29 protein-coding genes and 1 tRNA gene are annotated in these 22,317 nt (G+C 64.6%); 18 read left to right on the top strand and 12 right to left on the bottom strand.

Going from position 1 to position 22,317, the window contains the following annotated elements; translation table 11 throughout:
* Positions 1-30 precede the first annotated feature (30 nt).
* Complete coding sequence (locus ACT4OC_RS18990; RefSeq protein WP_444840568.1) at positions 31-1,092, bottom strand: MBL fold metallo-hydrolase; 1,062 nt, start codon at positions 1,090-1,092, stop codon at positions 31-33.
* Between the two features lie 393 nt (positions 1,093-1,485).
* Here ACT4OC_RS18990 and ACT4OC_RS18985 point away from each other — a divergent pair, with 393 nt between their 5' ends.
* On the top strand, positions 1,486-1,791 hold the full coding sequence (locus ACT4OC_RS18985; RefSeq protein WP_444840567.1) for a BrnA antitoxin family protein: 306 nt from the start codon (positions 1,486-1,488) through the stop codon (positions 1,789-1,791).
* Between the two features lie 38 nt (positions 1,792-1,829).
* Here the strand turns inward: ACT4OC_RS18985 and ACT4OC_RS18980 are convergent, their stop codons facing one another.
* The 4 genes from ACT4OC_RS18980 to ACT4OC_RS18965 form a co-directional block, all read right to left on the bottom strand.
* The gene (locus ACT4OC_RS18980) at positions 1,830-2,357 is read right to left on the bottom strand and encodes a GNAT family N-acetyltransferase (RefSeq protein ID WP_444840566.1); all 528 of its coding nucleotides are present in this window, start codon (positions 2,355-2,357) and stop codon (positions 1,830-1,832) included.
* A 174-nt stretch (positions 2,358-2,531) separates the two neighbouring features.
* On the bottom strand, positions 2,532-2,819 hold the full coding sequence (locus tag ACT4OC_RS18975; RefSeq protein ID WP_444840565.1) for a helix-turn-helix domain-containing protein: 288 nt from the start codon (positions 2,817-2,819) through the stop codon (positions 2,532-2,534).
* Between the two features lie 43 nt (positions 2,820-2,862).
* Positions 2,863-3,093 carry a BrnT family toxin gene (locus ACT4OC_RS18970; RefSeq protein WP_444840564.1) on the bottom strand — a complete coding sequence of 77 codons (231 nt, stop codon included), beginning with the start codon at positions 3,091-3,093 and terminating at the stop codon, positions 2,863-2,865.
* A gap of 105 nt (positions 3,094-3,198) precedes the next feature.
* Complete coding sequence (locus tag ACT4OC_RS18965; protein ID WP_444840563.1) at positions 3,199-5,175, bottom strand: hypothetical protein; 1,977 nt, start codon at positions 5,173-5,175, stop codon at positions 3,199-3,201.
* A gap of 138 nt (positions 5,176-5,313) precedes the next feature.
* Between ACT4OC_RS18965 and ACT4OC_RS18960 the strand changes: the two genes are divergently transcribed.
* The 5 genes from ACT4OC_RS18960 to ACT4OC_RS18940 all read left to right on the top strand — a co-directional run bounded on the left by ACT4OC_RS18960 (position 5,314) and on the right by ACT4OC_RS18940 (position 7,798).
* Positions 5,314-6,258 carry a TIGR04222 domain-containing membrane protein gene (locus tag ACT4OC_RS18960; RefSeq protein ID WP_444840562.1) on the top strand — a complete coding sequence of 315 codons (945 nt, stop codon included), beginning with the start codon at positions 5,314-5,316 and terminating at the stop codon, positions 6,256-6,258.
* Entirely contained in the window at positions 6,233-6,436 is a 204-nt protein-coding gene (locus ACT4OC_RS18955) for a type II toxin-antitoxin system VapB family antitoxin (RefSeq protein ID WP_444840561.1), read from the top strand. The genes ACT4OC_RS18960 and ACT4OC_RS18955 overlap by 26 nt, the downstream gene beginning before the upstream one ends.
* Complete coding sequence (gene vapC / locus ACT4OC_RS18950) at positions 6,433-6,837, top strand: type II toxin-antitoxin system VapC family toxin (RefSeq protein ID WP_444840560.1); 405 nt, start codon at positions 6,433-6,435, stop codon at positions 6,835-6,837. Before ACT4OC_RS18955 ends, vapC begins: the two co-directional genes overlap by 4 nt.
* 309 nt (positions 6,838-7,146) lie before the next feature.
* On the top strand, positions 7,147-7,434 hold the full coding sequence (locus ACT4OC_RS18945) for a type II toxin-antitoxin system ParD family antitoxin (RefSeq protein WP_444840559.1): 288 nt from the start codon (positions 7,147-7,149) through the stop codon (positions 7,432-7,434).
* A gap of 7 nt (positions 7,435-7,441) precedes the next feature.
* Positions 7,442-7,798 (top strand): type II toxin-antitoxin system RelE/ParE family toxin, encoded by a 357-nt coding sequence (locus ACT4OC_RS18940; RefSeq protein WP_444840558.1) that lies wholly within the window; start codon positions 7,442-7,444, stop codon positions 7,796-7,798.
* A 184-nt stretch (positions 7,799-7,982) separates the two neighbouring features.
* Here ACT4OC_RS18940 and ACT4OC_RS18935 read toward each other — a convergent pair whose 3' ends face one another.
* The 3 genes from ACT4OC_RS18935 to ACT4OC_RS18925 form a co-directional block, all read right to left on the bottom strand.
* On the bottom strand, positions 7,983-10,127 hold the full coding sequence (locus ACT4OC_RS18935; protein ID WP_444840557.1) for a methyl-accepting chemotaxis protein: 2,145 nt from the start codon (positions 10,125-10,127) through the stop codon (positions 7,983-7,985).
* A 160-nt stretch (positions 10,128-10,287) separates the two neighbouring features.
* On the bottom strand, positions 10,288-11,016 hold the full coding sequence (locus ACT4OC_RS18930) for an outer membrane protein (protein ID WP_444840556.1): 729 nt from the start codon (positions 11,014-11,016) through the stop codon (positions 10,288-10,290).
* A gap of 289 nt (positions 11,017-11,305) precedes the next feature.
* A complete protein-coding gene (locus ACT4OC_RS18925) occupies positions 11,306-11,632 on the bottom strand; it encodes an antibiotic biosynthesis monooxygenase family protein (RefSeq protein ID WP_444840555.1) in 327 nt (108 codons plus the stop codon).
* A gap of 453 nt (positions 11,633-12,085) precedes the next feature.
* Between ACT4OC_RS18925 and ACT4OC_RS18920 the strand changes: the two genes are divergently transcribed.
* On the top strand, positions 12,086-12,655 hold the full coding sequence (locus tag ACT4OC_RS18920) for a NuoB/complex I 20 kDa subunit family protein (protein ID WP_444840554.1): 570 nt from the start codon (positions 12,086-12,088) through the stop codon (positions 12,653-12,655).
* 42 nt (positions 12,656-12,697) lie between these two features.
* Positions 12,698-14,164, top strand: coding sequence for a trypsin-like peptidase domain-containing protein (locus ACT4OC_RS18915; protein WP_444840553.1), 1,467 nt, complete (start codon positions 12,698-12,700; stop codon positions 14,162-14,164).
* 13 nt (positions 14,165-14,177) lie between these two features.
* Here ACT4OC_RS18915 and ACT4OC_RS18910 read toward each other — a convergent pair whose 3' ends face one another.
* Together ACT4OC_RS18910 and ACT4OC_RS18905 are read right to left on the bottom strand one after the other, a co-directional pair.
* Positions 14,178-14,402, bottom strand: a complete 225-nt coding sequence (locus ACT4OC_RS18910; protein WP_444840552.1) for a DUF4167 domain-containing protein — start codon at positions 14,400-14,402, stop codon at positions 14,178-14,180.
* Between the two features lie 282 nt (positions 14,403-14,684).
* On the bottom strand, positions 14,685-15,410 hold the full coding sequence (locus ACT4OC_RS18905) for an outer membrane protein (protein WP_444840551.1): 726 nt from the start codon (positions 15,408-15,410) through the stop codon (positions 14,685-14,687).
* Positions 15,411-15,749: 339 nt separating this feature from the next.
* On the opposite strand from ACT4OC_RS18905, the gene ACT4OC_RS18900 reads away from it, so the two are divergent.
* The 7 genes from ACT4OC_RS18900 to ACT4OC_RS18870 all read left to right on the top strand — a co-directional run bounded on the left by ACT4OC_RS18900 (position 15,750) and on the right by ACT4OC_RS18870 (position 19,786).
* Positions 15,750-16,085, top strand: coding sequence for a hypothetical protein (locus ACT4OC_RS18900; RefSeq protein ID WP_444840550.1), 336 nt, complete (start codon positions 15,750-15,752; stop codon positions 16,083-16,085).
* Positions 16,082-16,735, top strand: coding sequence for a TlpA disulfide reductase family protein (locus ACT4OC_RS18895; RefSeq protein ID WP_444840549.1), 654 nt, complete (start codon positions 16,082-16,084; stop codon positions 16,733-16,735). Before ACT4OC_RS18900 ends, ACT4OC_RS18895 begins: the two co-directional genes overlap by 4 nt.
* A gap of 134 nt (positions 16,736-16,869) precedes the next feature.
* Positions 16,870-17,247, top strand: a complete 378-nt coding sequence (locus ACT4OC_RS18890; protein ID WP_444840548.1) for a thioredoxin family protein — start codon at positions 16,870-16,872, stop codon at positions 17,245-17,247.
* The gene (locus ACT4OC_RS18885; protein ID WP_444840547.1) at positions 17,207-17,971 is read left to right on the top strand and encodes a cytochrome c biogenesis CcdA family protein; all 765 of its coding nucleotides are present in this window, start codon (positions 17,207-17,209) and stop codon (positions 17,969-17,971) included. The genes ACT4OC_RS18890 and ACT4OC_RS18885 overlap by 41 nt, the downstream gene beginning before the upstream one ends.
* A 28-nt stretch (positions 17,972-17,999) precedes the next feature.
* Entirely contained in the window at positions 18,000-18,488 is a 489-nt protein-coding gene (locus ACT4OC_RS18880) for a DUF302 domain-containing protein (protein ID WP_444840546.1), read from the top strand.
* The gene (locus ACT4OC_RS18875; protein WP_444840545.1) at positions 18,485-19,114 is read left to right on the top strand and encodes a sigma-70 family RNA polymerase sigma factor; all 630 of its coding nucleotides are present in this window, start codon (positions 18,485-18,487) and stop codon (positions 19,112-19,114) included. The genes ACT4OC_RS18880 and ACT4OC_RS18875 overlap by 4 nt, the downstream gene beginning before the upstream one ends.
* A gap of 3 nt (positions 19,115-19,117) precedes the next feature.
* Positions 19,118-19,786, top strand: coding sequence for an NrsF family protein (locus ACT4OC_RS18870; RefSeq protein ID WP_444840544.1), 669 nt, complete (start codon positions 19,118-19,120; stop codon positions 19,784-19,786).
* Between the two features lie 219 nt (positions 19,787-20,005).
* Here ACT4OC_RS18870 and ACT4OC_RS18865 read toward each other — a convergent pair whose 3' ends face one another.
* The gene (locus ACT4OC_RS18865; protein WP_444840543.1) at positions 20,006-20,326 is read right to left on the bottom strand and encodes a hypothetical protein; all 321 of its coding nucleotides are present in this window, start codon (positions 20,324-20,326) and stop codon (positions 20,006-20,008) included.
* A gap of 103 nt (positions 20,327-20,429) precedes the next feature.
* On the opposite strand from ACT4OC_RS18865, the gene ACT4OC_RS18860 reads away from it, so the two are divergent.
* Positions 20,430-20,684 (top strand): hypothetical protein, encoded by a 255-nt coding sequence (locus ACT4OC_RS18860; RefSeq protein WP_444840542.1) that lies wholly within the window; start codon positions 20,430-20,432, stop codon positions 20,682-20,684.
* A 131-nt stretch (positions 20,685-20,815) separates the two neighbouring features.
* Here the strand turns inward: ACT4OC_RS18860 and ACT4OC_RS18855 are convergent.
* Positions 20,816-20,890 (bottom strand) — tRNA-Thr (locus ACT4OC_RS18855).
* A gap of 257 nt (positions 20,891-21,147) precedes the next feature.
* Between ACT4OC_RS18855 and ACT4OC_RS18850 the strand changes: the two genes are divergently transcribed.
* Positions 21,148-21,321, top strand: a complete 174-nt coding sequence (locus ACT4OC_RS18850; RefSeq protein ID WP_444840541.1) for a hypothetical protein — start codon at positions 21,148-21,150, stop codon at positions 21,319-21,321.
* A 17-nt stretch (positions 21,322-21,338) separates the two neighbouring features.
* The coding region (locus ACT4OC_RS18845) for an FAD-dependent oxidoreductase (RefSeq protein WP_444840540.1) at positions 21,339-22,317 on the top strand (979 nt) is incomplete at its 3' end.

Genomic DNA, 22,317 nt, shown 5'->3' with positions numbered 1-22,317 from the left:
GCTTTTCCGGCAACCGCAGCACGCCGGAGATCAGGTGGTGCGGAACTGCAGCACGCCGCCTTCTTCCCGCGCCGTCAGCCGTCCCTCCACCAGCATGTAATTGACGTGGGCGATCAGCTCGCCCGCGGCAAATCCCATCTGGTGCGGGTCCAGCGTGTGCTTGTGGAACACCACGGGCACGAGATCCTTGGAGGTCTGCGGCACCTCCCGGCAGGCTTCCGCGATCAGCCGGCAGCGCTCCTCGTGGTGATCGGCGAGCTGCTTGATCCGGGTTTTCAGCCCGTAGAACGGCACGCCGTGGCCGGGCAGCACCATCACGTCGTAGGGCAATGTGGTGGTGAGGCTCGCCAGCGAGAACAGGTATTCGCCGAGCGAGTTCTGCTCGGGCTCGACCGCCCAGACGCTGACGTTGGGCGAGATCTTGCTCAGCACCTGGTCGGCGGAGAGGAACAGCTTGTCGTCGGCGCAATACAGCATCACCTGGTCGAGCGCGTGGCCGCCGCCGGTGATCACCTTGAAGCGGCGCTCGCCGATCACGATCTCCTCGCCGTGCGAGATGCGCCGGTAGGACGGCGGCAGGATCGATACCCGCTTCAGGTAGTCCTGGCCGCGGCTGAGCAGCTGCTCGGCCAGGTTCTCGTCCATGCCGTGGCGCAGGAAGAACTTGCGCTGCGCATTGCGCCGTTCCTCGGTGCCGCGGTTCTGGTGATAGACCGACTGCAGATACTCCACCTGCGACATGTAGAGCGGGCAGTTGAAGCGCTCGGTGACCCAGCCGGCGAGGCCGACATGGTCGGGATGCGAATGGGTCACGATCAGGCGGCTGATCCTGACGCCCTGGAGCGGCCCTTCGAACAGCGTGGTCCAGGCCGCGATCGACTCTTCGTTGCCGAAGCCGGAATCGATCATTGCCCAGCCGTCGCCGTCGGCGAGCAGGTAGATGTTCACATGGTTGAGGCGGAACGGCAGCTTCAGCCGCGCCCACAGCACGCCCGGCGCCAGCTCCACGACCTGGTCGTGGCCGGGGTGGCTTTCGTAGGGGTATCGCAATGCCTCGGCGGAGGACAGGATGCTGTCGACTTTGGTGTGCATGGCTACGGCTTAGCGGGACAAGCGGCGCGGCGCCAGCCGAAAAAGCGCAGGGCGGTCGTGGGGAAAGGACGACCTTGACAGCACATATATGTAGTAACATATCTGTAGTTACAACAGGGGGCGCAGGTGCGCTGGACGTAGGACCCGGGCAAGGCGGCGGCAAACCGCCTCAAGCACGGCCTGTCGTTCGAAACCGCGGTGCTCGTATTTGACGACCCGCTCCAGGCATCAAGACCGGACCACACCCGGACGGCGACCGCTGGCACACTATCGGACTCGTTGGGCCGGTGTTGTTGCTGGTCGTCCATACCTGGCCGGAAGACTCAGAAGAAGGCGAGCAGATCGGTCGCATCATCAGCGCCCGCAAAGCTACCGCGCACGAAAGGAGCGCCTATGAAGAAGGGAACTTCTAAGCGGTTGACGCCCGAGCAGCGAGCGGAGCTGAGGTCGCTCGCGGCGCTTCCCGACGATGCCATCGATACATCGGACGCGCCGGAGCTGCTCGACTGGTCCGGGGCCAAGCGCGGCCTTTTCTATCGGCCCGTCAAGCAGCAACTAACCCTCCGGCTCGATGCCGATGTCGTCGCCTGGTTCAAGAGCCACACGACATCCAATGAAGGCTATCAGACGCGGATCAATCGAGCGCTGCGCGAATACGTGCAGGGGCAGGCAAGCCGAACCCGGCGATCCAGAGCTTAGTTGGCATCGGGGCAAAACACGCCGCCGAGATTCGCTACTCATACCGTTCGACCACGTAGATCGAGCAGTTGATTTGGCCAGCGCCGGTGTAAGAGTTCAGCGTACATGCTTCCACGATAGATCAGAGTCTTCGGAGTCCCGTCAGACTCGATGAAATGCGTTGCATTTTGCATGAGCTTGTAGCCGTTGCTCTCGTAAATTCGAGGCTCATAGGCAAACAAGACCGAGAACGGAATGTCCCGTTCCTTCAAATGTTCATGGGCGTGTTGAACAAGAATGCGACTGTGGCCCCTTCGCCTGCGATCGGTTGCGACGACAATTCCCCCGAGCATCCCGATTCTCACAGACTCGTCTCCAATTCCCACCTCGCGTGTATAGAGCCCCAGATGCCCAAATACCCGCGGCCCGTCACAAAGGAGCATCGCAACTTCCGGCGCTCCGAGCGTGCGATAATAGTCGCCCTCGTTAGGCCCATCGTCCGGGAAGGCGTCCCTGAGCAGTCTGCAAACGCCTGAAGCGAGGTCGCCGCCGAGATCATCTGGTCGAACGTCGAACAATCTCATCATCGGCCCAATTCCGACTGGAAAATCGGTGGCAACGTATCAATCCCGCTGCTGATGTCCCGCCCTGTACCCAGCTTTCGACACGGCGAGCAATCTCCCGCGTCCGATGAAGACGGGCACTACTCGTTCGTCGTGCGCTATGACGTTGCACGACGCGGATAGACATAGCCGCCGCGGCTACGCTGCTCCATCCGCAAGTAATTTCCGCATGACCTGCGGATCGCGCTCGATGGCCAGCAACAACGCGCGGGCGGGCGCGTCCGGCGTGCTGCGGCGCTGCTCCCAGTCACGCAGCGTCGTGATAGGCAGGTGGAAGGCCTCGGCAAATTCCGCCTGCGTCATGCCGAGGCGCTGTCGCAGCACCTTCACGTGCGACACCCGGCGCATCTTGGCGAGTTGTTCGGGCGTGAGCGGCTGTGCATCAGGGTCGGCCCGCGAGGCTGCCATCGCTTCCTCGTCGCTCATCGCATCGAGTCGTGTCCAATCGGTGCGGCCCCGTGGAAGGGGCTCACCATGTTTCACGGTCACCCGCGTAGTACCGGTCTTGCTCATGTCGTGTGGCCTTTCGGGCCGAAATGATTCTGCAGATGTCGTCGTCACGTACGGTCACAACCACGAACAGGACGTCTCGGTGCGCCATTCCGATGACCTGCATCCGCTCCTCGCCGTAGACGAACCGCGCGTCGGGGCCCTGTCGATCAACCCCGGCATCGACGTAATGTGCCATAGTAAACCGCACCGACCGCTCCCGATCAACCGCCACCCGCGATGGAGGCCCCTGTGACCGTCAAGATGGCCGTGCCCCGGGGCCACGATGTGGACCGTGGTTCTGGCTTCGCGCGCTTCACCAATCCGCGCGCCGCATCACCGCCGAGCTGGCGAGGGCACTGAGCGTCTCGAACCACCTGAACAAATCCGGCCTGTTGCTCTTCAACCATTCCGGATCACCGACGTAGAGCGCGAACGTCTCCGGCAAGAATTCGTCCATCGGGTTCGAGGCCGCATACCAGGTCACCGGCTTGATCCCTTTCGATCTCACTAACCCCTCGAAGGACTCCTTCGCGCCGGGCGTCGCCGCCAGGACATGACCGAGTTCGTGCGCGAAAGTCCAAAGCAACTGGGCCGCGACCTCGGGCTTGCCGTTGACGCCCGATCCGCCCGTGAACAGCGCGTCGGAGTGCATACTCGCCGCGTCGAAGATCACGATCAGCCGATCTTTGCCGTGGAGCCTCGCGATGCCGCCCTCGCGCCAATCGCTGACCGCCACTTTGGTGGCGGTGACGCCGATCAGCTCCACCGCGGTCTTCTGGCGCGCCATTACCAGCCCCCGCAGCCGCGGCACCAGACTGTCGCTCATCCTCTCTAGGGTCGATTCCAGCGTCTGCAGTTCGGACGGCGTGAAATCCTGCAAGTTCCCCAGCGCTTGCGTCTTGTACTCGAACGTTCGCGTCAGCCGGCCCGGCGCGTCCGCGGCGGTGAGTACGTCGATCCCATAGTTCTCCTTGAACCAGGCCGGCGTCCCGCCCCGCCGCTGGATTTCTGCCGTGACGCTCTCGGCCAGTTCCGCCACCGTGCTGCCTTTCGGCGGCACGCCCGGATAACGCTTCTTGAGCCACGCCACCAATGCGGAGGGGGTCGCGGAATTGGCGGCAAAACCATTCACCCGGCGCACATCGCCGGGGTCTCCGAGCATCGATCCCTTTCTGGACTCCCCGACGTGCTGGATGCTGACGTTGTTGCGTGCGCCGAACCGGAGGGTCACCAGGGCTCGCCGATCCGTCTTCGGGATGGGAACGATAGCGTCGACCTCGCCGTCGCGCGTGCCGGCCGCGAAATACTGCCACACCGCAACTTTGGCCGGAAACCGCTCGTCGGCAGGTAGCGCGTCGAGCCCGGTGATGTCGCCAATCCTGTCGTGCGCGCGAGCCTCGGCCTGCAGCTTCTCAATCTGGAGGTCGGCAATGTCCCTCGCGCCCCGTTGTTCCGGCGGTCGCGCCGTCATCGGTGCGGCGTCGCCGAGAAACATGATGGCCAGTCCTGCGACGGTTCCGGAGGGGATCTTCGTTCCCGCAACATGGAAATAGGCCGAACGGATCCCCCCGGCTTGGGCGACGCTGGTCCTCAGGATCTGGTTGAAGGCCGGGCCGGCGCTGGCGGCGATCCAGGCGAGGACGCCTTTCATTTCGCCGGGGTGCTCGGCCCAGTAGCGATTAATGTTGTTCTGCGGAAATCCCGCATATCCAAACGACGATGGCGGCCGCGGACCAGGCCCCGGTGGTTCCGGCGCGGCGACGGGCATGGCCGCCGGCCCTTCTGCGATGAACCGGGTTTCGACGGCGTCTTTCTCCTTCGGGTTTGCTCGCGGGATGAACGAGATCAGATAAGCGAGATCCTTCGACCGCGGTTTCGCGGACCGCTTCGGAATGAACGTCAGGATTTTCGTCTCCGCGTTGACGGACTCGCGCTTGACCTGCCAAACCGTCGCCAGCACGGCGTCGCGTTCCTCCGCGTCGTCCTGCATCCGGGGGTCGACAATCAGCTTAAACGCTTCCGCAACCTTTTGCTCCCAGTAGCTGGCGCTCGCCCAACGGTCCATCTCCTTCGGATCGAGGAATATCCCCCGGGTCTGGTATATGGATTCCTGCGGATGTGTGCGGCCGGCGGGTTGTGCGGTCGCATCGACGGCGCCGATCATCGCCGCGAAGACGCCCGCAACGGTCACAAGCAAGACGCCGATAGCCCCTAAAAGCAGCCGTCGCACGAAGTCCGTCGCGTCTGTGAACCCGGCAAAACGTGAAATGTGCCTTCCGCGGTCCGGCATGTGGAATCCCTATACGCGGTAGATGACGACGTGATGTCGGTGCCGATCCGCGCAAACGCGGATGTTCGATACCATTTCGGCCCAACGAGCCCGTTGCTATGATGGCGCCCGCCTTCAGCTGGCGCGGCCGTAATGATCATGGACTGGCTGACCCACAACCCGATCGCTGACCTCCCCGGACCGCAGTTTCTTCTCGTCTATGGCGCAACCGCCGTTGCCGTCATCGCGGCAACGTATGGCCTCATCCGGCTGCTCGACCGGACCGACTGGCGCAAACCGCCACGGGTGCCGGGGACGTTCGATCCGTACGAGATGGCGTATCTCTGCGGTGGGAAGAATGCGGTCATCCGCACCGTCCTCTACGCAGTCTATCGGCGCGGCCTGGTGCTATGCCCTCCCGTCAGCTGGTTCAGAGCGAGTCGGATCGTTACCAAGGCCGATCTGTCCGGCAGGACGCTGACCGGCCTGGAGGAGCGCGTCCTCAAGGCGATTCGTAGGCCATCCGTGCCGTCGCGCCTGTTCCGGGACGAGATGCTCGCACGCGACGTCGAGAGGCTTTGCAAGCCGTTCCGAATTAACCTGAGGTCCGAGCGGTTGCTGCGCTCCGGCATCCTCAGGGCGGTCATCGGGCTGGTCCCATTAGTGGCGACCGCAACTCTCGTCTCGCCCGTCGCGTACAAAGCGGTGGTGGCGGCGCCCAAAGGGCGGCCTGACGTCCTTCTGATGTTCATAACGTCCGTCGCACTCGTCATCTTGTGGAGTCTGGTCGGACCGCTCGCCAGAATGCGCGGGTTGTCCGGTCATCTCTCGATACCGGCGATGAATACGGGCACTATTCCTTCGCCGTGGCACTATGGTGCCGTAGTCCGCCATGCGCTCCAATCGGCAAAACTGCGACGACCTGCGATCGTGTACCGCGCCTCGTGGGCGACCGTCTTCTCCGATCTCGCAAGCCGGTTCCGTTACGCCAAAGGAGGCCTTCATCCTCAGGCGATTGCGGGGGGTCGAATGTGTATGGTAAGATCAGAGTATACACATAGCAACCAGAGCCCTGCCAATGCGCACCAATATCGATATCGATGATACCCTCATGGCAGAAGCCCAGAAGGCCTCTGGCGACGGCACCAAGAAGCAGACGGTAGAAAAGGCGCTCCGTTTGATGATCAGATTGCGGCGGCAACAGGAGGTCGGGCTGGCTTTCGGCAAATATCGTTGGCGCGGCAGCCTGGCCCGGAGCCGCAAGGGGCGAGGAACCCGGTGATCGTTGTCGACAGTAGCGTCTGGATCGACTTCCTCAATGGCCGCAATGCGCCGCATGTCCGGCGCCTCCGCGAGATCCTCGGTACGGACGAGATCACAGTTGGGGACCTGATGCTTTGCGAGGTGCTCCAGGGCCTTGGTAGCGAGGGGGCAGCTCGAGAAGTCGAGTCTCTACTGCGCCGGTTCGAAATTGTGTCCATGGCCGGAGATGCCATCTCCGTGGTGGCGGCGCGTAACTTCCGTTCCTTGCGGCGACGAGGCATCACCATCCGCAAGACGATCGACATGCTGATTGGCACTTGGTGCATCGAGAACCGCCGGCCGCTTCTTCACAACGACAGCGATTTTCAACCGATGGCGAGGTACCTGGGGTTGGTGCAGGTGCCGGTGACCACGGTGTGAAAGCGCGCCTTGCAGCAAATCGGCGGTTGGCTGACGGCCGCGCAAATTCGTCTGGCGGCGCGCAAATCCGCGCTCAGGGGGCGGTTGTGGCGAGTTCGGGCATAGATGCACGACTGGCGCTTCACGGCCGGTGAAGATGGGTACTATTGCTTCGCGGTGGCCCTATGTTGTGGCAGCCGAAACTGCGGTCACGACGACGACCGCGCGCGGCGGTTGCCAGGGTATGCGCAAACATTCGGGTTGAGGCGATCAAGCGTATGGCATATTATGCCAATGGATCCCGCTCTCGAACGACCTGAGAGGATGCCAATGCCCACCAGAAATGTGGTGTTGACGGAGCGCCAGGAAGAACTCCTTGAGACCCTCGTCAAGTCCGGTCGTTACCAAAATGCCAGCGAAGTGCTGCGTGATGGGTTGCGGCTGGTAGAGCAACGCGAGGCGGAGGATGCTGGCAAGCTGAAAGCCCTGCGGGCCGCGGCTCGCGCCGGTGTCGGGGCGTTGGATCGAGGAGACTTCAAAGAGTTTGGGAATATCGAGGAGTTGCAAACCTATTTGAATGACCTCTCTGAGAGGGTCATCTCTCGAACCGCCGAATAGCACGCTCATGGCCGAGCGGAGATGGCGCGTTCGTCTCGGCGCCGCCGCAGAAGTCGACTTTGCCAACGTCCTCAAATGGACCACGGCGAACTTTGGCGCGCGACAATCTCGCGTCTATCGGGACACCCTTGTTCAGGCGATTGGCGAACTTGCCGACGGTCCCAATGTCGCGGGCTCCAGGGCCCGGGACGAGATTATGGCAGGCCTTCGCACACTCGACGTTGCGCGCCGCGGCCGCCGGGGAAGCCATTTCCTGATGTACCGGGTCGCGCCGAACAGCACGATCGAAATCGTGCGCATCCTCCACGACAGAATGGACCTTTGGCGCCACGTCCCATTCGCCCCCGACAAGAGCACCGAATAGGGTTGTAGCACTGCAAGGGAGCGCCGGCGCGCCTCTGGATGCGCCAGCGTGCTCTGGCGTAGAATTGTAAGTGGCGCGCCGCCCGATGAGGGTCGAACCCGGAATCTCGAGATTCGCAGGCGCGCAAGGGCGCGCCCCATGGTTCGATGCTGTCGCTCGCCCCGGAATGACGGCGTGTGTCGCCCTACGCCGCCCTTATGTTCGACAGGAACGCGTCGATCTCCGACTGCAGCACGTCGGCCTCGCGGCGCAGCGCGTCGGAGGCAGAGAGCACTTCGCCGGCGGCGGTGCCGGCCTCGTTGGAGGCGTTGCTGACGCCGACGATGTTGGAGGATACCTCGCTGGTGCCGCCGGCCGCGTGCTGGATGTTGCGGGCGATCTCGCGCGTCGCCGCGCCCTGCTGCTCGACGGCCGCCGCGATGGCGGTGGTGACGTCGTTGATCTCGCCGATGGTCGCGGAGATGTTGCGGATCGCCGTGACCGCCGTCGTGGTCACGTTCTGCATGCCGCCGATCTGCTGGCGGATTTCGTCGGTCGCCTTCGCGGTTTGGCTGGCGAGGTTCTTCACTTCGGAGGCGACCACCGCAAAGCCGCGGCCGGCTTCGCCGGCGCGCGCCGCCTCGATGGTGGCGTTGAGCGCCAGGAGGTTGGTCTGCGAGGCGATGGTCTGGATCAGGTCGACCACCACGCTGATGCGCGCGGCGTTGTCGGCAAGGCCCTGCATGGTGGCGTCGGTGGCGCCGGCCTCCTCCACCGCCTTGCGGGCGATCTCCGCCGACGTCACCACCTGGCGGCCGATCTCCGCGATCGAGGACGACAGCTGCTCGGTGCCGGCGGACACGGTCTGCACGTTGACCGAGGTTTCCTCGGCGGCGGAGGCGACCGCGCTGACCAGCGCGCTCGACTGGTCGGCGGACGCCGACATGCCCTGCGCGGTCGACTGCATCGAGTTGGCCGCGCTCTGCAGGCTGCCGAGGGCGTCGCGCACGGCGGCCTCGAACTCGGCGATGCGGCTTTCCATGCGGGAGGCGCGCTCGGCCTTGGCGATGCGGTCCTTGTCCTGCTCGGCGGACAACGTGCGCGCCGATATCATGCTCTCGCGGAACACCTGCAGCGAGTCGGACATTTCGGCGATCTCGTCATGCTGGCTGGAGCGGTAGATCTCCGCTTCCAGGTCTCCGCTGGAGAGCACTTTCATCGAGTTCTGCAGGCTGCGGATGCGGCGCAGGATGCTGCGGCCGACATAGAGCCAGACGAACAGCACCGAGCCGACCAGCGTGGCGACGCCGAGCGCCAGCATGACGATGGTGGCAAGCGAAATCTCCTCGCGCGCCTTCGCGGTCGCCGTGTCGGTCTCCTTGCGCACGCCGTCGACCAGCTGCTCCACGCTGATGCCGAGGCCCACATTGAGCTTGCGGGTTTCCTCCAGGATGGTCTCGCCGTAGTCGGCGGCGTCGAGCTCCTTCTGGCGGATCCTGAAGATGCGCTCCTTGCCCTCGCCGAGCGCCTGCAGTTTCGCCACCGCCTCGCCCATGGTCTTGCCGCCGGCGCCTTTCGGCAGCATTTCCAGGTTGCTCCTGGCGCGCTGGACGCCTTCCTTGAAGTCCTTCTCGATCGCTTCCAGCGTGTCGCTGCTGTTGGCGGACAGCGCGGCGGCGAGGTTGGAGGCCATCAGGTTGCCGCTGGCGATCACGTTGCCGAGCTGCTCGACGATGCGCGCCGCGGCGGTCGCGTCGTCGATCGAGGGATCGACGGCGGTCAGCATGGCGTTGAGCCGGCTCTGGGCATCCACCATTTCCGGGATCGAGGCGGCAACGAAATCCGCCTGCGCCTTGCGCAGCGCCTCGTACTTCCTGTCGTGCAGCGCCTGGGCCTCGAGCCGCTCGCGCGCCGCCGACCCCAGGCTCTTGGTCATGTCGTCGATGCTCTTCACCGTTTCGGTCAGTGCGCCGGCGATCGACTTGTCGGCACCGAGCGCGATGACCTCGTTGAGCTTGGCGACCGCCGCCGACTGCGTCTCGTTCATCTTCTTGGTGCGCTCGTTCAGCGCTTCCTCGCTGCGCGCGGCGAGCAGGCCCGGGCCCTGGCTTGCGAGGGCCGCGCTCTGCGCCGACAGCTGCAGGCTGGCGGCAAGCCGCGGAATGTCCTTGCCGCTGAGATCGCCCATCGCCCCGCCGAGATGGCCGAGCACCATGCCGGCGAAGGCGGAGATCAGAATCGCCATGCCGGCGATGACGGCGAAGGCGGAGAACAGGTTGCCCCTGACGCCTAGTCTCGGCAGTCGGAATTTGGGAAATGAGAGTTTGCCGACCTTGAACCGCGATGCCATCTGACCCGAGCCCCATACGCTACCTGAAGGTGGCGGCAGTATCGCGATACCCGGTTAACAAGTAGGGAAGACCTGAGGCGGCGTGCCGCAATTTTCACGCCGACCGACAAAAAAAGGCCGGCTTGCGCCGGCCTTTTTCCGCAGGGCGAAACTGCAATGCTCAGTACTTCGCAACCACCGGGCCGGGACCGCCGACGTTGAAGCGGTAGTTGATGCCGACCTTCACGGTGTGCTCGTCGTTGCGGAAGCTGCCGAAGCCCGCCAGCGCCGCCGGCGTCACGAACCGGCTGTCGCCGAAATCGTAGTACTGGTACTCGACCTTGCCCGACCAGTTCTGCGCGAACATGTATTCGAAGCCCGCGCCGACGGTCCAGCCGTCCTGATGGTCGCCGTCGAAGCTGAAGCCCTGCGGAACGCCAGCGAGCAGCAGGGTCTCGTTGTTGTCGGCGAAGGCATAGCCGCCCTTCACGTAGAGCAGGCCCGGACCCCAGGTATAGCCGAGGCGGCCGGTCACCGATCCGATGCCGCGGCGGTCGTTGGTGTAGACGTAGCCGTTCGGGAACACGGCATTGACTGCGTTGCCGCTGAGCCAGGAGTACTGGGCTTCGGCGCCGAGCACCCAGTTCGGCGCGAACTGGTAGTCGAAGCCGCCCTGCACGCCGCCGAGGAAGCGCGCATCGTTGTTGCTGCCGACGACGAGGCCGTTGAAGTTGTCGTCATTGCCGAAGGCGACGCCGAGGTGACCGCCGATGTAGAAGCCGGTCCAGTTGTAGATCGGTGCGGCGATCGGCGGCGGCGCCTTGGTGTAGGGGCGAGCCCGAAGGTCGGCGGCGAGCGCAGGCGCGCCGAGTGCAACGAGCGCCACGGTAGCGAGAAGAAGCTTCTTCATTTCGTCTTGGTCTCCAAACAGAGCTATCGAGAAGCGCCGTTCGAAGGGCGCCCATCCGAGGGCGCGCTGAATAGCTGCGTTCGCGATGAAATGCTGTCACCCGTTGGGCACAGTTCCGCCCGCGTAATGCGGACGGAAACAAGCCGGAAAGCTGCCGCAATTCGCAGGCGATTCACCGCGCAAGCGCATCGATTTCGCGAAAACGGGCCCGCGTTGCCACGGCTGTTCAAGAACTCTTGATGACGGCGTGAACGCACCGGTCGCCGGGCGACTGGATTGGCCGGCGCGATCAGTGGGGCCGGTCGAGGGTCTCGGCAACTTCGTAGAGATGCGGATCGATCTGATCGGTGACGCCGCCGAATTCGCGCCAGGCCTGGCGGAAGTCGGGCGACTGATGCGCCTTGTGCAGCAGCTCGCGGCTTTCCCACTGGATGTAGTTCACGATCCGCTTGCCATCGAGGCTTCGGTGCAGGCTGATCGATACGAAGCCGGGCTGCTGCGCCATGAAGCGCGCCCGCTGCGCCATCATCGCCAGCGCCTCCCGCTGCTTCTCCGGGTCGGCGTCGATGATGGTGATTTGCGTCACCGGCTGGTTGTCGGTGTGGATGTGCGGCATGGAAATGCCTCCTCCGGCGATGCGGGCTTCCGGCCCGCTACGGCAAAACGCCCGGTCTCTGTGCCGGGTTCCTCGCCTGTTCCGCGAAACCTCCCCCGGAGAAACCTCCCTCGGAGAAACCTTTCCCGGTCATCGGGATTGGACTTTATGGCTCGGGACCGCACTCGCCGACCTGAAGCAACCGGTTCGGTGGAGAAAAACACAGACAGGGAGTTTGGGCCTGCCAGGGAGTTTGGGCCTGCGATGACTCGGGCAGGCAATCGAGCGCCACCGCCATATCCGGCCGAGAAGGCTCGCGGAGGCGAGATCATTCTGCGCACGCCGCTGCGCCGCGCGATCTTTATCGGAGGCCTGGCAGGCGCCGTGGTGTTGGCGCTTGTGCTGACCCTGCTGTCCGCACTGGCTCGGTAAGGCAAGAGTGTCCGGCGCTGACGCACCGGTCGGAGGATGCGCATGGCAATGATCAGTGCACATTCGCGTGTGGATCCGCGCGCCGCGGCGGCGAGAGGTGCCGGCCCGGCGGGCTTTGACGATCGCTTCCTGCGCAAGGTGAATCACGAATTGTCCGACCGGGGCTTTCTGGTCGCCAACGCCGAGGATCTGTTCACCTGGGCGCGTTCGGGCTCGTTGATGTGGATGACTTTCGGTCTCGCCTGCTGCGCGATCGAAATGATGCAGATGGCGATGCCGCGCTATGATGCCGAACGCTTCGGCTTTGCGCCGCGGGCCTCGCCGCGGCAGTCCGACGTTATGATCGTCGCGGGCACCCTGTGCAACAAGATGGCGCCGGCCTTGCGCAAAGTCTACGACCAGATGCCGGAGCCGCGCTACGTGATCTCGATGGGCTCCTGCGCCAATGGCGGCGGCTACTATCACTATTCCTATTCGGTGGTGCGTGGTTGCGACCGCATTGTTCCGGTCGACATCTATGTGCCGGGGTGCCCGCCGACCGCCGAGGCGCTGCTTTATGGCGTCATGCTCCTGCAACGGAAGATCCGTCGAACGGGCACGATTGAACGATGAGAAGGGCGGGCGGTCCGTCCTCTCGCTGGCCGGAGCGGCTTCATGAGCGACAAGCCAAACGCTACCAGGATCCGCCGCGGTATTCTCGCTGCGGGGGTACTTGCTGCCGGAATTATCGGGCTGGCGGCGGCCGCGTGGTTCGCGGCCTCGCCCGGCTCGAACTGGCGAGACCTGTATGGTTGGTACAGTCCGGCCGTCGGCCTTCGCTCCGCTGCCCTGCCGGTCGGCTTTGAGGATCTCGTGGAACGCGTCAAGCCTGCCGTCGTGGGTGTGCGGGCCAAGGTAGAGCAGGACGACGAGGAAGAGACGCTGCCCGGGCGCGGAACGTCGCCGAACGGGCGCGATCGTCCGCAACGCCGCATCGCCACCAGCCAGGGGTCCGGCTTCTTCATTTCGTCCGACGGCCTTGCGATGACCACCTACCACCTCGTCGCGCACAACAAGAAGATCGAAGTGGTCACCGACGGCGGCAAGGTCCATGCGGCGAAGCTGGTCGGCGCCGATCCGAAGACGGATCTGGCCTTGCTGAAGGTGGATGGTCACGAATTTCCGGTGGTCCGGATGGCAGACCGCGCGCCGCGCATCGGCGAATGGGTGCTTGCCATCGGCAATCCGTTCGGGCTGGGCGGAACGGTGACGGCCGGAATCGTTTCCGCCGGCGCCCGCGAGATCATCAGTCCGTATAACGACTTCATTCAGATCGATGCCCCCATCAACCGGGGCAACTCAGGTGGACCGACCTTCGACGTCACCGGCAAGGTGATCGGCATCAACAGTGCCATCTTCTCGCCGAGCGGAGGCTCGGTCGGCGTCGGCTTTGCCATTCCGGCCGCAACGGTGAAGTCGATCGCCGACAGGCTGAAGGAAACGGGCGGCGTCTCCCGCGGCTGGATCGGCGTCGAGGTCCAATCCATGAGTCCGGATATCGCCGAGGGACTGGGTCTCGACAAGCCGGTTGCCGGCGTCGTCGTCGCCGAAATCGCGCCTGACAGTCCGGCCATGAAGGCCGGCATCGAGCCGGGCGACATCATTTCATCCTTTGCCGGTCGACCGGCCGGCGATGAGCGCGACCTGATACGAAGGGTGGGCGACATGCCGCCCGGCAAGACCATCGAGCTCCGCCTGATCCGCCGCAATCGGGAGAAGTCGGTCCCGGTGACGCTGGGCGAGCTTCCGGTCGAGCGCGCCGAGAGCACGCCGGACGACGAAAGCAGCGAGCCCTCATCGGGCGGCGACGGGTCGAAGATGGGGCTGATGCTGATGCCCGCCGAGAAGATGGGTGTCGACGTCCAGGGCGTCGTCGTCGCCGGCCTCAATCCATCCGGCGTTGCGGCGCAGGTCGGCCTGTCGGCCGGGGACGTCATCCTCGAAGTCGGCAGCAACGGCGTGAAGACGCCGGACGATTTTTACAAGGCGCTGGCCGGCGTCCACGCGCAGGGCAAGCGGATCGCGCTGGCGCGCATCAAGTCGAACGAGGCGACACGATTCGTCGCGATACCGGTCAACTAACCGTGGCGCGTGCTCAGCGGCGCGCGCCATGCGCGGCTTCGCCACCCTCGCGCATCGACCGCAGATAGTGCTCGGCGTGCTGGAAGTAGTTCTCCGCCGCGACGTGGTCGCCGGCCATCGCCTCGGCGCGGCCAAGCGCGAGGTAGCGCTCGTAGTTCTGTCGGGCATTGTGGACCGGACTCGCTATGGCAGGGCGAAGCCCGGGAGGCCTGCTTCGGGGTTGGCTTTTTCTCGACATGGGATTGGCTGCAGGTTTCATCAGGGGTTGCGGCTTTTTCACCGCCGTCCGCGGAACGGCATGTGCCTTCCCGCGGCCTTCCGCCTCGGCGTCAGCCGGGCGGGCATCCGTTCAAGCTATAGGATATGGGAGCCCGATCCGGGGCGGCCATCAGCCTCGAACGCTGCCGCGTCGGCGGCAGGCGAAGCGGGAAGCCGGCGGATAAACGTGTGCCGGCCATGCTCGCTTGCCCCTATAACGTAGGAAGCAAGTCGTTTGTTTCAAGCTCGCGGGCGCACGGAACTAATAGCGCGCCACCACGGGGCTCGTGAAATTGAATCGGTAGTTCACGCCGGCCTTCACCGCGTGCTGGTCATTGTGGAACGAGCCGAACGACACCAGCGCCGCCGGCGCGGTGAAGCGGCTGTCGCCGAAATTGTAGTACTGATACTCGGCCTTCACCGACCAGCTCGGCGCGAACATGTATTCGGCGCCGCCGCCGATGGTCCAGCCGTGGTTGTGCCCGGAATCGAGCGCAAAGGCGATCGGCACGCCGCCGAGGGTGACGATGTCGCGGTTATCGGCATAGGCGTAGCCGCCCTTCACATAGGCCAGCGCCGGTCCGAAGGAGTAGCCGAGGCGGGCGGTGATGGAGCCGAGACCGCGCTGGTCGTTGCTGTAGACATAGCCGCCGGGGAACACGGCGCTGGCGTTGTTGCGGCTGAGCCAGCTGTATTGCCCTTCTGCGCCGACCACCCAGTTGCCGGAAAACTGCCAGTCGGCGCCGGCCTGCACGCCCCCCATGAAGCGCGCGTCGCTGTCGCTGAGCGCAAGCCCGCCGAAATTGTTGTCGTTGCCGAAGGCGCCGCCGAGATGCGCGCCGACATAGAAGCCGGTCCAGGTCCAGATCGGCGCGGCATAGCTAGGTGCCTTGTTGTAGTTGTAGCGCGCGCCGAGATCGGCGGCGGCAGCGGGCATGGCGGCGGCGAGCGCGGCGACGGCCACGGCGGCGAGCAGGATCTTCTTCATTTGCAGTCCCCGGTCATTCCAGGCGCCGCGCGCGGCGCACATCCATGCCGGAGAGTTAATTGGCCCTTGACTAACATGCGGTGACCGCGCGCCCGCCGTGTCCGGAAACGCACCGCATCGGCGCTCAAACCATTTATTGTGCCTAATGAAGTCTTAAACTACCCGGCCACTGGGGTCGTTCACCAAGGCGCCACGGAGATGCGCGCTTCCGGTCGTCCTTGTCGGCTGCTTTTCACGAAACAGACATCGCAGCGTAACCTTGTGCCAAGCCGGCGCGAAGATCTATTCGGCGAGACGCGTGCGCCCGGCTGGTCAATCTTCGCGACGAGGCAGTGTCCAATGCGATCGGCAAAATCAATTCGCATCATCCACCAACCGAGCGGCGAGGTGATCGCAGAGGGCCGGCTCGGCCTCTGGGACATTACCCCGTTCGAAGGCAACTATTACATAAGTCGAAAATGTCTGAAGACCGAGTACCTTCGGCCGAATTGGGTGCCTGGGCTGTGTGTCTACAAGTTTCTCTACGTGTGGCTTGATCTCCGCCTGCCCAACGGCATGCGGGAGCCGTTCGTCGGTTGGATGTATTGGCTGCCGAACCCGCTTCTTCCGTTCATCGCATTCCGGCCGGCGGTTCCGGCCGTATCGCCCTCGCTCGTCGTTCAGGAAATCGGTTGAGGCATTTGGTGCTGTCCGCGAAAACGTGTCGTACGGGCACGAAACACGACGCCAGCGTTCTCGTTTCGCGTCGGGACCTGCTGCTATCGATCTTGGCCACGGGTGCCGTGTCGATGCGCGGCGCTGCGGCGGCTGCGCCCGAGCGCGAAGTCCCACAGTTCTCCTCCGGTGGATATCAGTTCGCAATCGTCCAGCCGCAGCAGCGGGTGCCGTCGCTCAGGTTGTTCCGGCTCGAAGGCGGCACACTCGATCTGACCTCGTTGCGAGGCAGGCCGATTCTCCTGAATTTCTGGGCCTCCTGGTGTGCTGCCTGCCGAAGGGAGTTGCCCATCCTGGATCAACTGGCTCGAGGTCCGTGGCGAGGCAGGTTGCAGATACTGGCGGTTTCCGCAGATCGTGGCGATCGGCGAACAGTTGCTCGGTTTGTCGACTCGCTTGGTATCACAGCGCTTCCGATCTTCCTCGATCCCCACGGGTACGCTGCCTATTCGGACCGCGGCAACCTCAGGAAGGCGCCCTTTGCCTTGTATGGCATGCCCATCACCTACGCGATCACGGCTTCGGGACTGATCGTCGGGTACATGCCGGGCGCCGCCGATTGGTCGGCTCCCTCGGCGACCAGGCTGATCGAATATCTAATCGACACGTAACGGGCGCATGCCTGCCCCGCCAGGACGCCTCGTCGGAGAAAAGATTTTCCGGCGAGCTGTAACCTTTCCTCCCCCTCCGCCGAATACTGCGTCAGGGCCCGGTGCGGGCCATGTCCAGCGGAGGATAATTCACGATGTTCGGGAAGATCAGGGCAGCGTTGCTGATCGCGGGGATATGCATGCTGCCGGCGCTCGCGTGGGCAGGCCAGCCGTTCGATGCCAAGGCGTTTCAGGCCTCCCAGGCCGCAGGTAAAGCCATACTTGTCGATGTTACCGCACCGTGGTGCCCGACCTGCAAGCGGCAACGGCCGATCGTGGAGCAAATCCGGAAGGATCGCCCCGATCTGGTCGTTTACGAGGTGGATTTCGACACCGGCAAGGACGCCCTGAGGCAGCTTCGCGTCCAAAACCAGAGCACGCTGATCGTGTTCCGTGGAACCAGCGAGGTGGGCCGCTCGACAGGCGACACCGATGCCAGGTCGATCGGCGCGCTGGTCGCCAAGGCCTTCTGAAGTGCCGGCCAACCTCGCACTGGGATATGCCGCCGGCGGCTTGTCGACCCTGTCGCCGTGCGTGCTGCCGATCCTGCCGATCGTGCTGTTCGGGGCGATCGAGCGGCACGCGTGGGGGCCGCTGGCGCTTGCCGCCGGCCTGGCAACCTCGTTTGCCGGCGTCGGGATCGCGCTGGCCTCCATCGGCTTCAGCGTCAGGATCGATCCGTCGGCCGTGCGCCTGGCCGTTGCCGTGCTTCTCGCCGCGGCGGGAATCGTACTTCTTGTCCCCGCGCTTCAGGGCCTTGTTGCATCCCTTGCGGCACCCATCGCGGCAAGGGGCCAAACCATGCTCGATCGGCTCCAGCCCTCGGGAGGGCTAGGGGGCCAGTTCGCTCTCGGGGCCTTGCTGGGCATCGTCTGGTCGCCCTGCTCGGGTCCGACGCTTGGAGCGGCGGTCGGATTGGCGGCGCAGGGGGAGAATCTCGGTTCCGCCGCGCTGACGATGTCGGCCTTCGCCCTCGGCGCAGTGACGCCGATCCTGCTGCTCGCCTATGGCTCGCGGCGGGCGATTCTCGCGCGCCGCGACTGGATGGGCGAGGTGTCGCGGGTGGGCAAGCCGCTGATGGGCGCCGCGCTGGTCGGCATCGGCCTTTTCATCGTTACCGGTCTCGACAAGGTGGTCGAGACCGCGCTGACAAACGCGATGCCCGATTGGCTGGTGTCCGTGACAACGCGGCTGTGAAGCAGCCACCCGGAAGCGGGAGGTTTCCATGTTTCGAATGATCCTGGCGATTGCAGCGATCTCGTTCGCCGCTTCGGCGGCGATGGCCGGCACGGTGGCTCCGCGCCAGGGCTGGGAGGTCATCGATACCCGATATCCGTTCGCGATCCTTTCGGAACGATTGGAAGCGGCAATCAAGGCCGAAAAGATGGCCGCGGTGACGTCGGCCAGCGCGTCGGATGGCGCGAAGGCCGCCGGGATCGCCATTCCGGGCAATCGTGTCGTCGGCGTGTTTCGCAACGACTTCGCCCGGCGAATGCTCGCTGCAAGCGTCGCGGCAGGCATCGAGGCTCCGATACGCTTTTATGTCACGGAGAATCCCGACGGTACCGCGACATTATCCTACAAGCGCCCGTCCACCGTGTTTGCGCCTTACGCAGATGAGGCCAGCGGCGCCCTCAAGTCGCTCGCGGGCGAGCTGGATGCCGTGTTCGCGAGGATCGCTGGCGAAGCCACCAAGGCAAACAAGGCGCCATGATCGCGGATTCCGGCAATCGTGTCCCGCCGCTGCGGCTCGTCGCCAGGGACGGCGGCGAGAGCGAGGGGCCGGAACTCCAGGCCCGCGATATCGACTGGTCCATTCTGATGGCCCGGGCCCAGGACGGCGACCAGCGAGCCTATCATCGGCTGTTGCGCGAGGTGACGCCTTACCTGCGCGCGCTGGCGTCGCGCCGCCATCGCGACAGGAGCGATGTCGAGGATTCGGTGCAGGACATCCTGCTGACGATCCACTCGATCAGGCACACTTACGATCCCACGCGCCCCTTTGCTCCCTGGCTGGTGGCCATTGCGGATCGGCGCTGCATCGACCGCCTGCGTCGGCAAGGGCGCAAACTGAACCAGGAAGTTCCGCTGCTGCCGGAACATGAAACCTTTGCCGGGTCTGCAGCGAATGGAGATGCAGAGAATTTCCTGCAGATGCGCGATCTCGAGCAGGCGATCGACAAGCTTCCCCGCGCGCAACGGGAGGCGGTCCGCCTGCTGAAGATCAGGCAATTGTCGTTGAAGGAAGCTGCGGGAGAGAGCGGCGCATCGGTCGATTCGCTCAAGATAAGCGTTCATCGCGCGCTGAAGAGTCTCCGAAAAATGCTCGGCCGGACGTAAACCATGATCACCACCGACGAACTCATCAGATCCCTGGCGGCGGAAATGAAGCCGGTGCGGCGCTTGCGGCCACCGCTGTTCCGGGCCGCCTGCTGGCTGATGCTCGGTACCCTTGTCCTGACGCTTCTGGCGGTCAACCAGGGAATACGGCCGGACCTCCTCCAGCGGCTGCGCGAGCCGGCCTTTGCCGCCAGCATGGCCGCATCGATGCTGACGGGCATCCTCGCGGCGGTCGCCGCTTTCCTCATCAGCCTGCCCGATCGATCCAGGCTTTGGTTGTTGTTGCCCGCCCCGCCTCTGGTGATATGGCTGTCCAACATCGGCTATCAGTGCATGACCCAATGGGTCGCCATCGGCCCCGACGGCATCGACCCCGGGGAGGCTGCGCGATGTTTCGCGACGCTGGTATTGGCGAGCTTGCCGTTGTCGCTCGCGATGCTGGTGATGCTGCGCTACGCGGCATTGGTGCGCCCAACCACGGTTGCTTTCATGGGCAGCATTGCAGTCGCTGCGATCACGGCGACCGCCTTGTCGCTGTTTCATTCGACCGATGCCAGCGTGATGATCCTGATGTGGAGCGTCGGCACGGCAATCCTTTTCGGCGGCATCGGCGGCTTGTTCGGCCGACACATGTTCGGATGGGTTGCCGCGCGCGCGGAGACGGCGAGCTAAAGCATGATGAGTTGAGGTTGAACTGGAGCGGCATTGGGAGACCACCTCTCCCTTTGGGAGAGGTCGGCGCGCAGCGCCGGGTGAGGGGTCACGGTCCCTCGTGAGAGCGGATCCCCTCACCCGATTTGCTTCGCAAATCGACCTCTCCCGAAGGGAGAGGTGAACCGAGTCTGCCGGACAACCGATTCAACCAAACACACCATCACGCTTTCGATGGCGTTATCCCAGCCGCTCCAGCACCTCCTCGCGCAGCCTGTTGCGGAATTCGGCGCGCAGCGCGGGCCGGTCCTTTTCGTTGACGTCGTGGCGATCGAACACGTTGAATTTTTCCAGGATCGGATAGCGCTCGCTCGCCATGGCGAGAATGCGCAGCCGCTCGGCCACCGGCCCGATCGGCCCCTTGACCTCCCAGCGGCGGATGGTGTCGGCCCCGCCGGCCTGGGGCAGGCCGCAGAGCTTGGCCATGTCGGCGGCGGTGAGCGGCCGGCCGATCGCTTCGCCGAGGTCGATTCGGAGCTGCTTGAATTCCGGCCCGGTCACGATTGCTTGTTTCCCCAATGTCTTAAAGTGTGAAGCGCATCACATGTCCCCGGGGACTTACGGGCTAATACCGCCCGCAAATTCGCTCCATCAGGAGGCACCGATGCGCCGATTGATCGAAAGCCTGACCCCCGTCGACCGCTCGATTTCCTGGACATGGATCGGCGGCATGTTCGCCTTTTACGTCGTGGTGATGGCCGTGGCGGTCACCCTTTTTGTCGGTCACCAAACACCCGCGAATCTCGCGCAAAAAGCCGGCACCACTGTGGCGACCGGCTCGGCCGCGAAGAGCGAAGGCGGGGTGCTGCGCACCCTGCAGCAACTCGTGCAATTTCGGGACGACGCCAAGGTCGAGTGACCGCGAAGGCGATGGTTTCTACTTTGCATGGGGTTGTTTTCGATATTTCGGTTTGAGGGGAGACCCCTCCCGATCTCGCGGCTCTCTTGTGATCGTGGGATGACCTGCGAGGCTCGCCAAGCGAGCCCGACTGGTGCTGCCGGACAGGATTGAACTGTCGACCTCTCCCTTACCAAGGGAGTGCTCTACCACTGAGCTACGGCAGCATATGCCCGGGGAAATACAGAATCGGCCGCGCACGGCCCCGGCGGGCGGCCGGTTCTTGCCACAACGACCCCCCACGCGCAAGCATGCGGGAGCACGGCGGGGCCACGAAATTGGGCCGAAAGGCGCCTCTTTGTGCCCGTAAGCCAGCCGTGCCCGCCTGGCGGGCCGATCCGGTTCCACGTCGCGTGACCGGCGATTGCCTCATCGGATCGACACGCCATATTGCCGGGGAGGCGAGAGGCAATCGCGGATACCCATGAAGCAGGACGACCAGGGCAAGAATTCCTCACGGGCCGACCGGCTGAAGCTGGCGCTGCGCGAAAATCTCAAGCGGCGCAAATCGCAGGCGCGCGGGCGAGACGCCGCCGCATCTTCCGCAAGCCACAAAGCCTCCCCGGATGACGCCAACGAAGAACAAGGCTCGGGTTAGGGCAAGCGGGGTGCGGCATGGCAGACGTCGGTAGTGCGAACCCGCTCCGCGGCACCGTTTCCTTCGCCAGGTACGAGCAGACCTTCCCTGTGCTGACGGTGCAGGAAATCGAGCGCATGCGCCGCTTCGGCGAGGTGCGCCGCTACGGGCATGGCGAACTGCTGTTCGAGTCCGGCAAGCCCGGTCCCGGCATGTTCGTGGTGCTCAAGGGCACCGTCGCCGTCACCCATCGCGACGGGCTCGGCAATGTCACGCCGATCGTCGACCAGGGCGAGGGACAATTTCTGGCCGAGATCGGCCAGCTTTCCGGCCGCGTCGCGCTGGTCGACGGGCATGCCGAGGGCGAGGTCGAGACGCTGCTGATTGCGCCGGAGAGATTGCGCGCGCTGCTGGTGGCCGAGGCCGATCTCGGCGAGCGCATCATGCGCGCGCTGATCCTGCGCCGCGTCAGCCTGATCCAGGGCGGCGTCGGCGGCCCCGTGCTGATCGGCAGCGAGGCGCTCGGCGACATGGCGCGGCTGCAGAATTTCCTGGCGCGCAACGGCCAGCCGCATCATGTGCTCGATCCGGCAGCCGACAAGGACGCCGCCGATCTCGTTGCGCGCTACGCCGCAGCGCGCAGCGACTTGCCGCTGGTCGTCTGTCCCGACGGCAGCGTGCTGAAGAATCCGTCCGAGGTTTCGCTCGGGATGGCGCTCGGCATGATCAGCGTGCAGGCGCATGACAGGCTCTATGACGTCGCCGTGGTCGGCGGCGGGCCCGCGGGGCTCGCCACCGCGGTGTATGCGGCTTCCGAGGGATTGTCGGTCGCGGTGCTGGATTCGCGCGCCTTCGGCGGGCAGGCCGGCGCCAGCGCCCGCATCGAAAATTATCTCGGCTTTCCCACCGGCATTTCCGGCCAGGCGCTGGCCGGGCGCGCCTTCAACCAGGCGCAGAAATTCGGTGCGGAGATGCTGATCCCGGTGTCGGCGAAATCGCTGGATTGCGGCCGCGATG

The sequence above is a fragment of the Bradyrhizobium sp. genome (assembly GCF_052389815.1).
In the GTDB taxonomy this organism is placed as follows: Bacteria; Pseudomonadota; Alphaproteobacteria; order Rhizobiales; family Xanthobacteraceae; genus Bradyrhizobium.
This window is presented reverse-complemented; position numbering and strand designations above follow the sequence as displayed.

Excerpts from the sequence above, each read along its gene's own strand:
- ACT4OC_RS18900 (WP_444840550.1), top strand. The coding sequence starts at position 15,750 with ATGCGATCGGCAAAATCAATTCGCATCATCCACCAACCGAGCGGCGAG.
- ACT4OC_RS18935 (WP_444840557.1), bottom strand. The coding sequence starts at position 10,127 with ATGGCATCGCGGTTCAAGGTCGGCAAACTCTCATTTCCCAAATTCCGA.
- ACT4OC_RS18990 (WP_444840568.1), bottom strand. The coding sequence starts at position 1,092 with ATGCACACCAAAGTCGACAGCATCCTGTCCTCCGCCGAGGCATTGCGA.
- ACT4OC_RS18960 (WP_444840562.1), top strand. The coding sequence starts at position 5,314 with ATGGACTGGCTGACCCACAACCCGATCGCTGACCTCCCCGGACCGCAG.
- ACT4OC_RS18985 (WP_444840567.1), top strand. The coding sequence starts at position 1,486 with ATGAAGAAGGGAACTTCTAAGCGGTTGACGCCCGAGCAGCGAGCGGAG.
- ACT4OC_RS18875 (WP_444840545.1), top strand. The coding sequence starts at position 18,485 with ATGATCGCGGATTCCGGCAATCGTGTCCCGCCGCTGCGGCTCGTCGCC.
- ACT4OC_RS18885 (WP_444840547.1), top strand. The coding sequence starts at position 17,207 with ATGCCAGGTCGATCGGCGCGCTGGTCGCCAAGGCCTTCTGAAGTGCCG.
- ACT4OC_RS18910 (WP_444840552.1), bottom strand. The coding sequence starts at position 14,402 with ATGTCGAGAAAAAGCCAACCCCGAAGCAGGCCTCCCGGGCTTCGCCCT.
- ACT4OC_RS18860 (WP_444840542.1), top strand. The coding sequence starts at position 20,430 with ATGCGCCGATTGATCGAAAGCCTGACCCCCGTCGACCGCTCGATTTCC.
- ACT4OC_RS18965 (WP_444840563.1), bottom strand. The coding sequence starts at position 5,175 with ATGCCGGACCGCGGAAGGCACATTTCACGTTTTGCCGGGTTCACAGAC.
- ACT4OC_RS18870 (WP_444840544.1), top strand. The coding sequence starts at position 19,118 with ATGATCACCACCGACGAACTCATCAGATCCCTGGCGGCGGAAATGAAG.
- ACT4OC_RS18930 (WP_444840556.1), bottom strand. The coding sequence starts at position 11,016 with ATGAAGAAGCTTCTTCTCGCTACCGTGGCGCTCGTTGCACTCGGCGCG.
- ACT4OC_RS18905 (WP_444840551.1), bottom strand. The coding sequence starts at position 15,410 with ATGAAGAAGATCCTGCTCGCCGCCGTGGCCGTCGCCGCGCTCGCCGCC.
- ACT4OC_RS18945 (WP_444840559.1), top strand. The coding sequence starts at position 7,147 with ATGCCCACCAGAAATGTGGTGTTGACGGAGCGCCAGGAAGAACTCCTT.
- ACT4OC_RS18915 (WP_444840553.1), top strand. The coding sequence starts at position 12,698 with ATGAGCGACAAGCCAAACGCTACCAGGATCCGCCGCGGTATTCTCGCT.
- ACT4OC_RS18890 (WP_444840548.1), top strand. The coding sequence starts at position 16,870 with ATGTTCGGGAAGATCAGGGCAGCGTTGCTGATCGCGGGGATATGCATG.
- ACT4OC_RS18975 (WP_444840565.1), bottom strand. The coding sequence starts at position 2,819 with ATGAGCGACGAGGAAGCGATGGCAGCCTCGCGGGCCGACCCTGATGCA.
- ACT4OC_RS18980 (WP_444840566.1), bottom strand. The coding sequence starts at position 2,357 with ATGATGAGATTGTTCGACGTTCGACCAGATGATCTCGGCGGCGACCTC.
- ACT4OC_RS18880 (WP_444840546.1), top strand. The coding sequence starts at position 18,000 with ATGTTTCGAATGATCCTGGCGATTGCAGCGATCTCGTTCGCCGCTTCG.
- ACT4OC_RS18920 (WP_444840554.1), top strand. The coding sequence starts at position 12,086 with ATGGCAATGATCAGTGCACATTCGCGTGTGGATCCGCGCGCCGCGGCG.
- ACT4OC_RS18850 (WP_444840541.1), top strand. The coding sequence starts at position 21,148 with ATGAAGCAGGACGACCAGGGCAAGAATTCCTCACGGGCCGACCGGCTG.
- ACT4OC_RS18955 (WP_444840561.1), top strand. The coding sequence starts at position 6,233 with ATGCGCACCAATATCGATATCGATGATACCCTCATGGCAGAAGCCCAG.
- ACT4OC_RS18940 (WP_444840558.1), top strand. The coding sequence starts at position 7,442 with ATGGCCGAGCGGAGATGGCGCGTTCGTCTCGGCGCCGCCGCAGAAGTC.
- ACT4OC_RS18925 (WP_444840555.1), bottom strand. The coding sequence starts at position 11,632 with ATGCCGCACATCCACACCGACAACCAGCCGGTGACGCAAATCACCATC.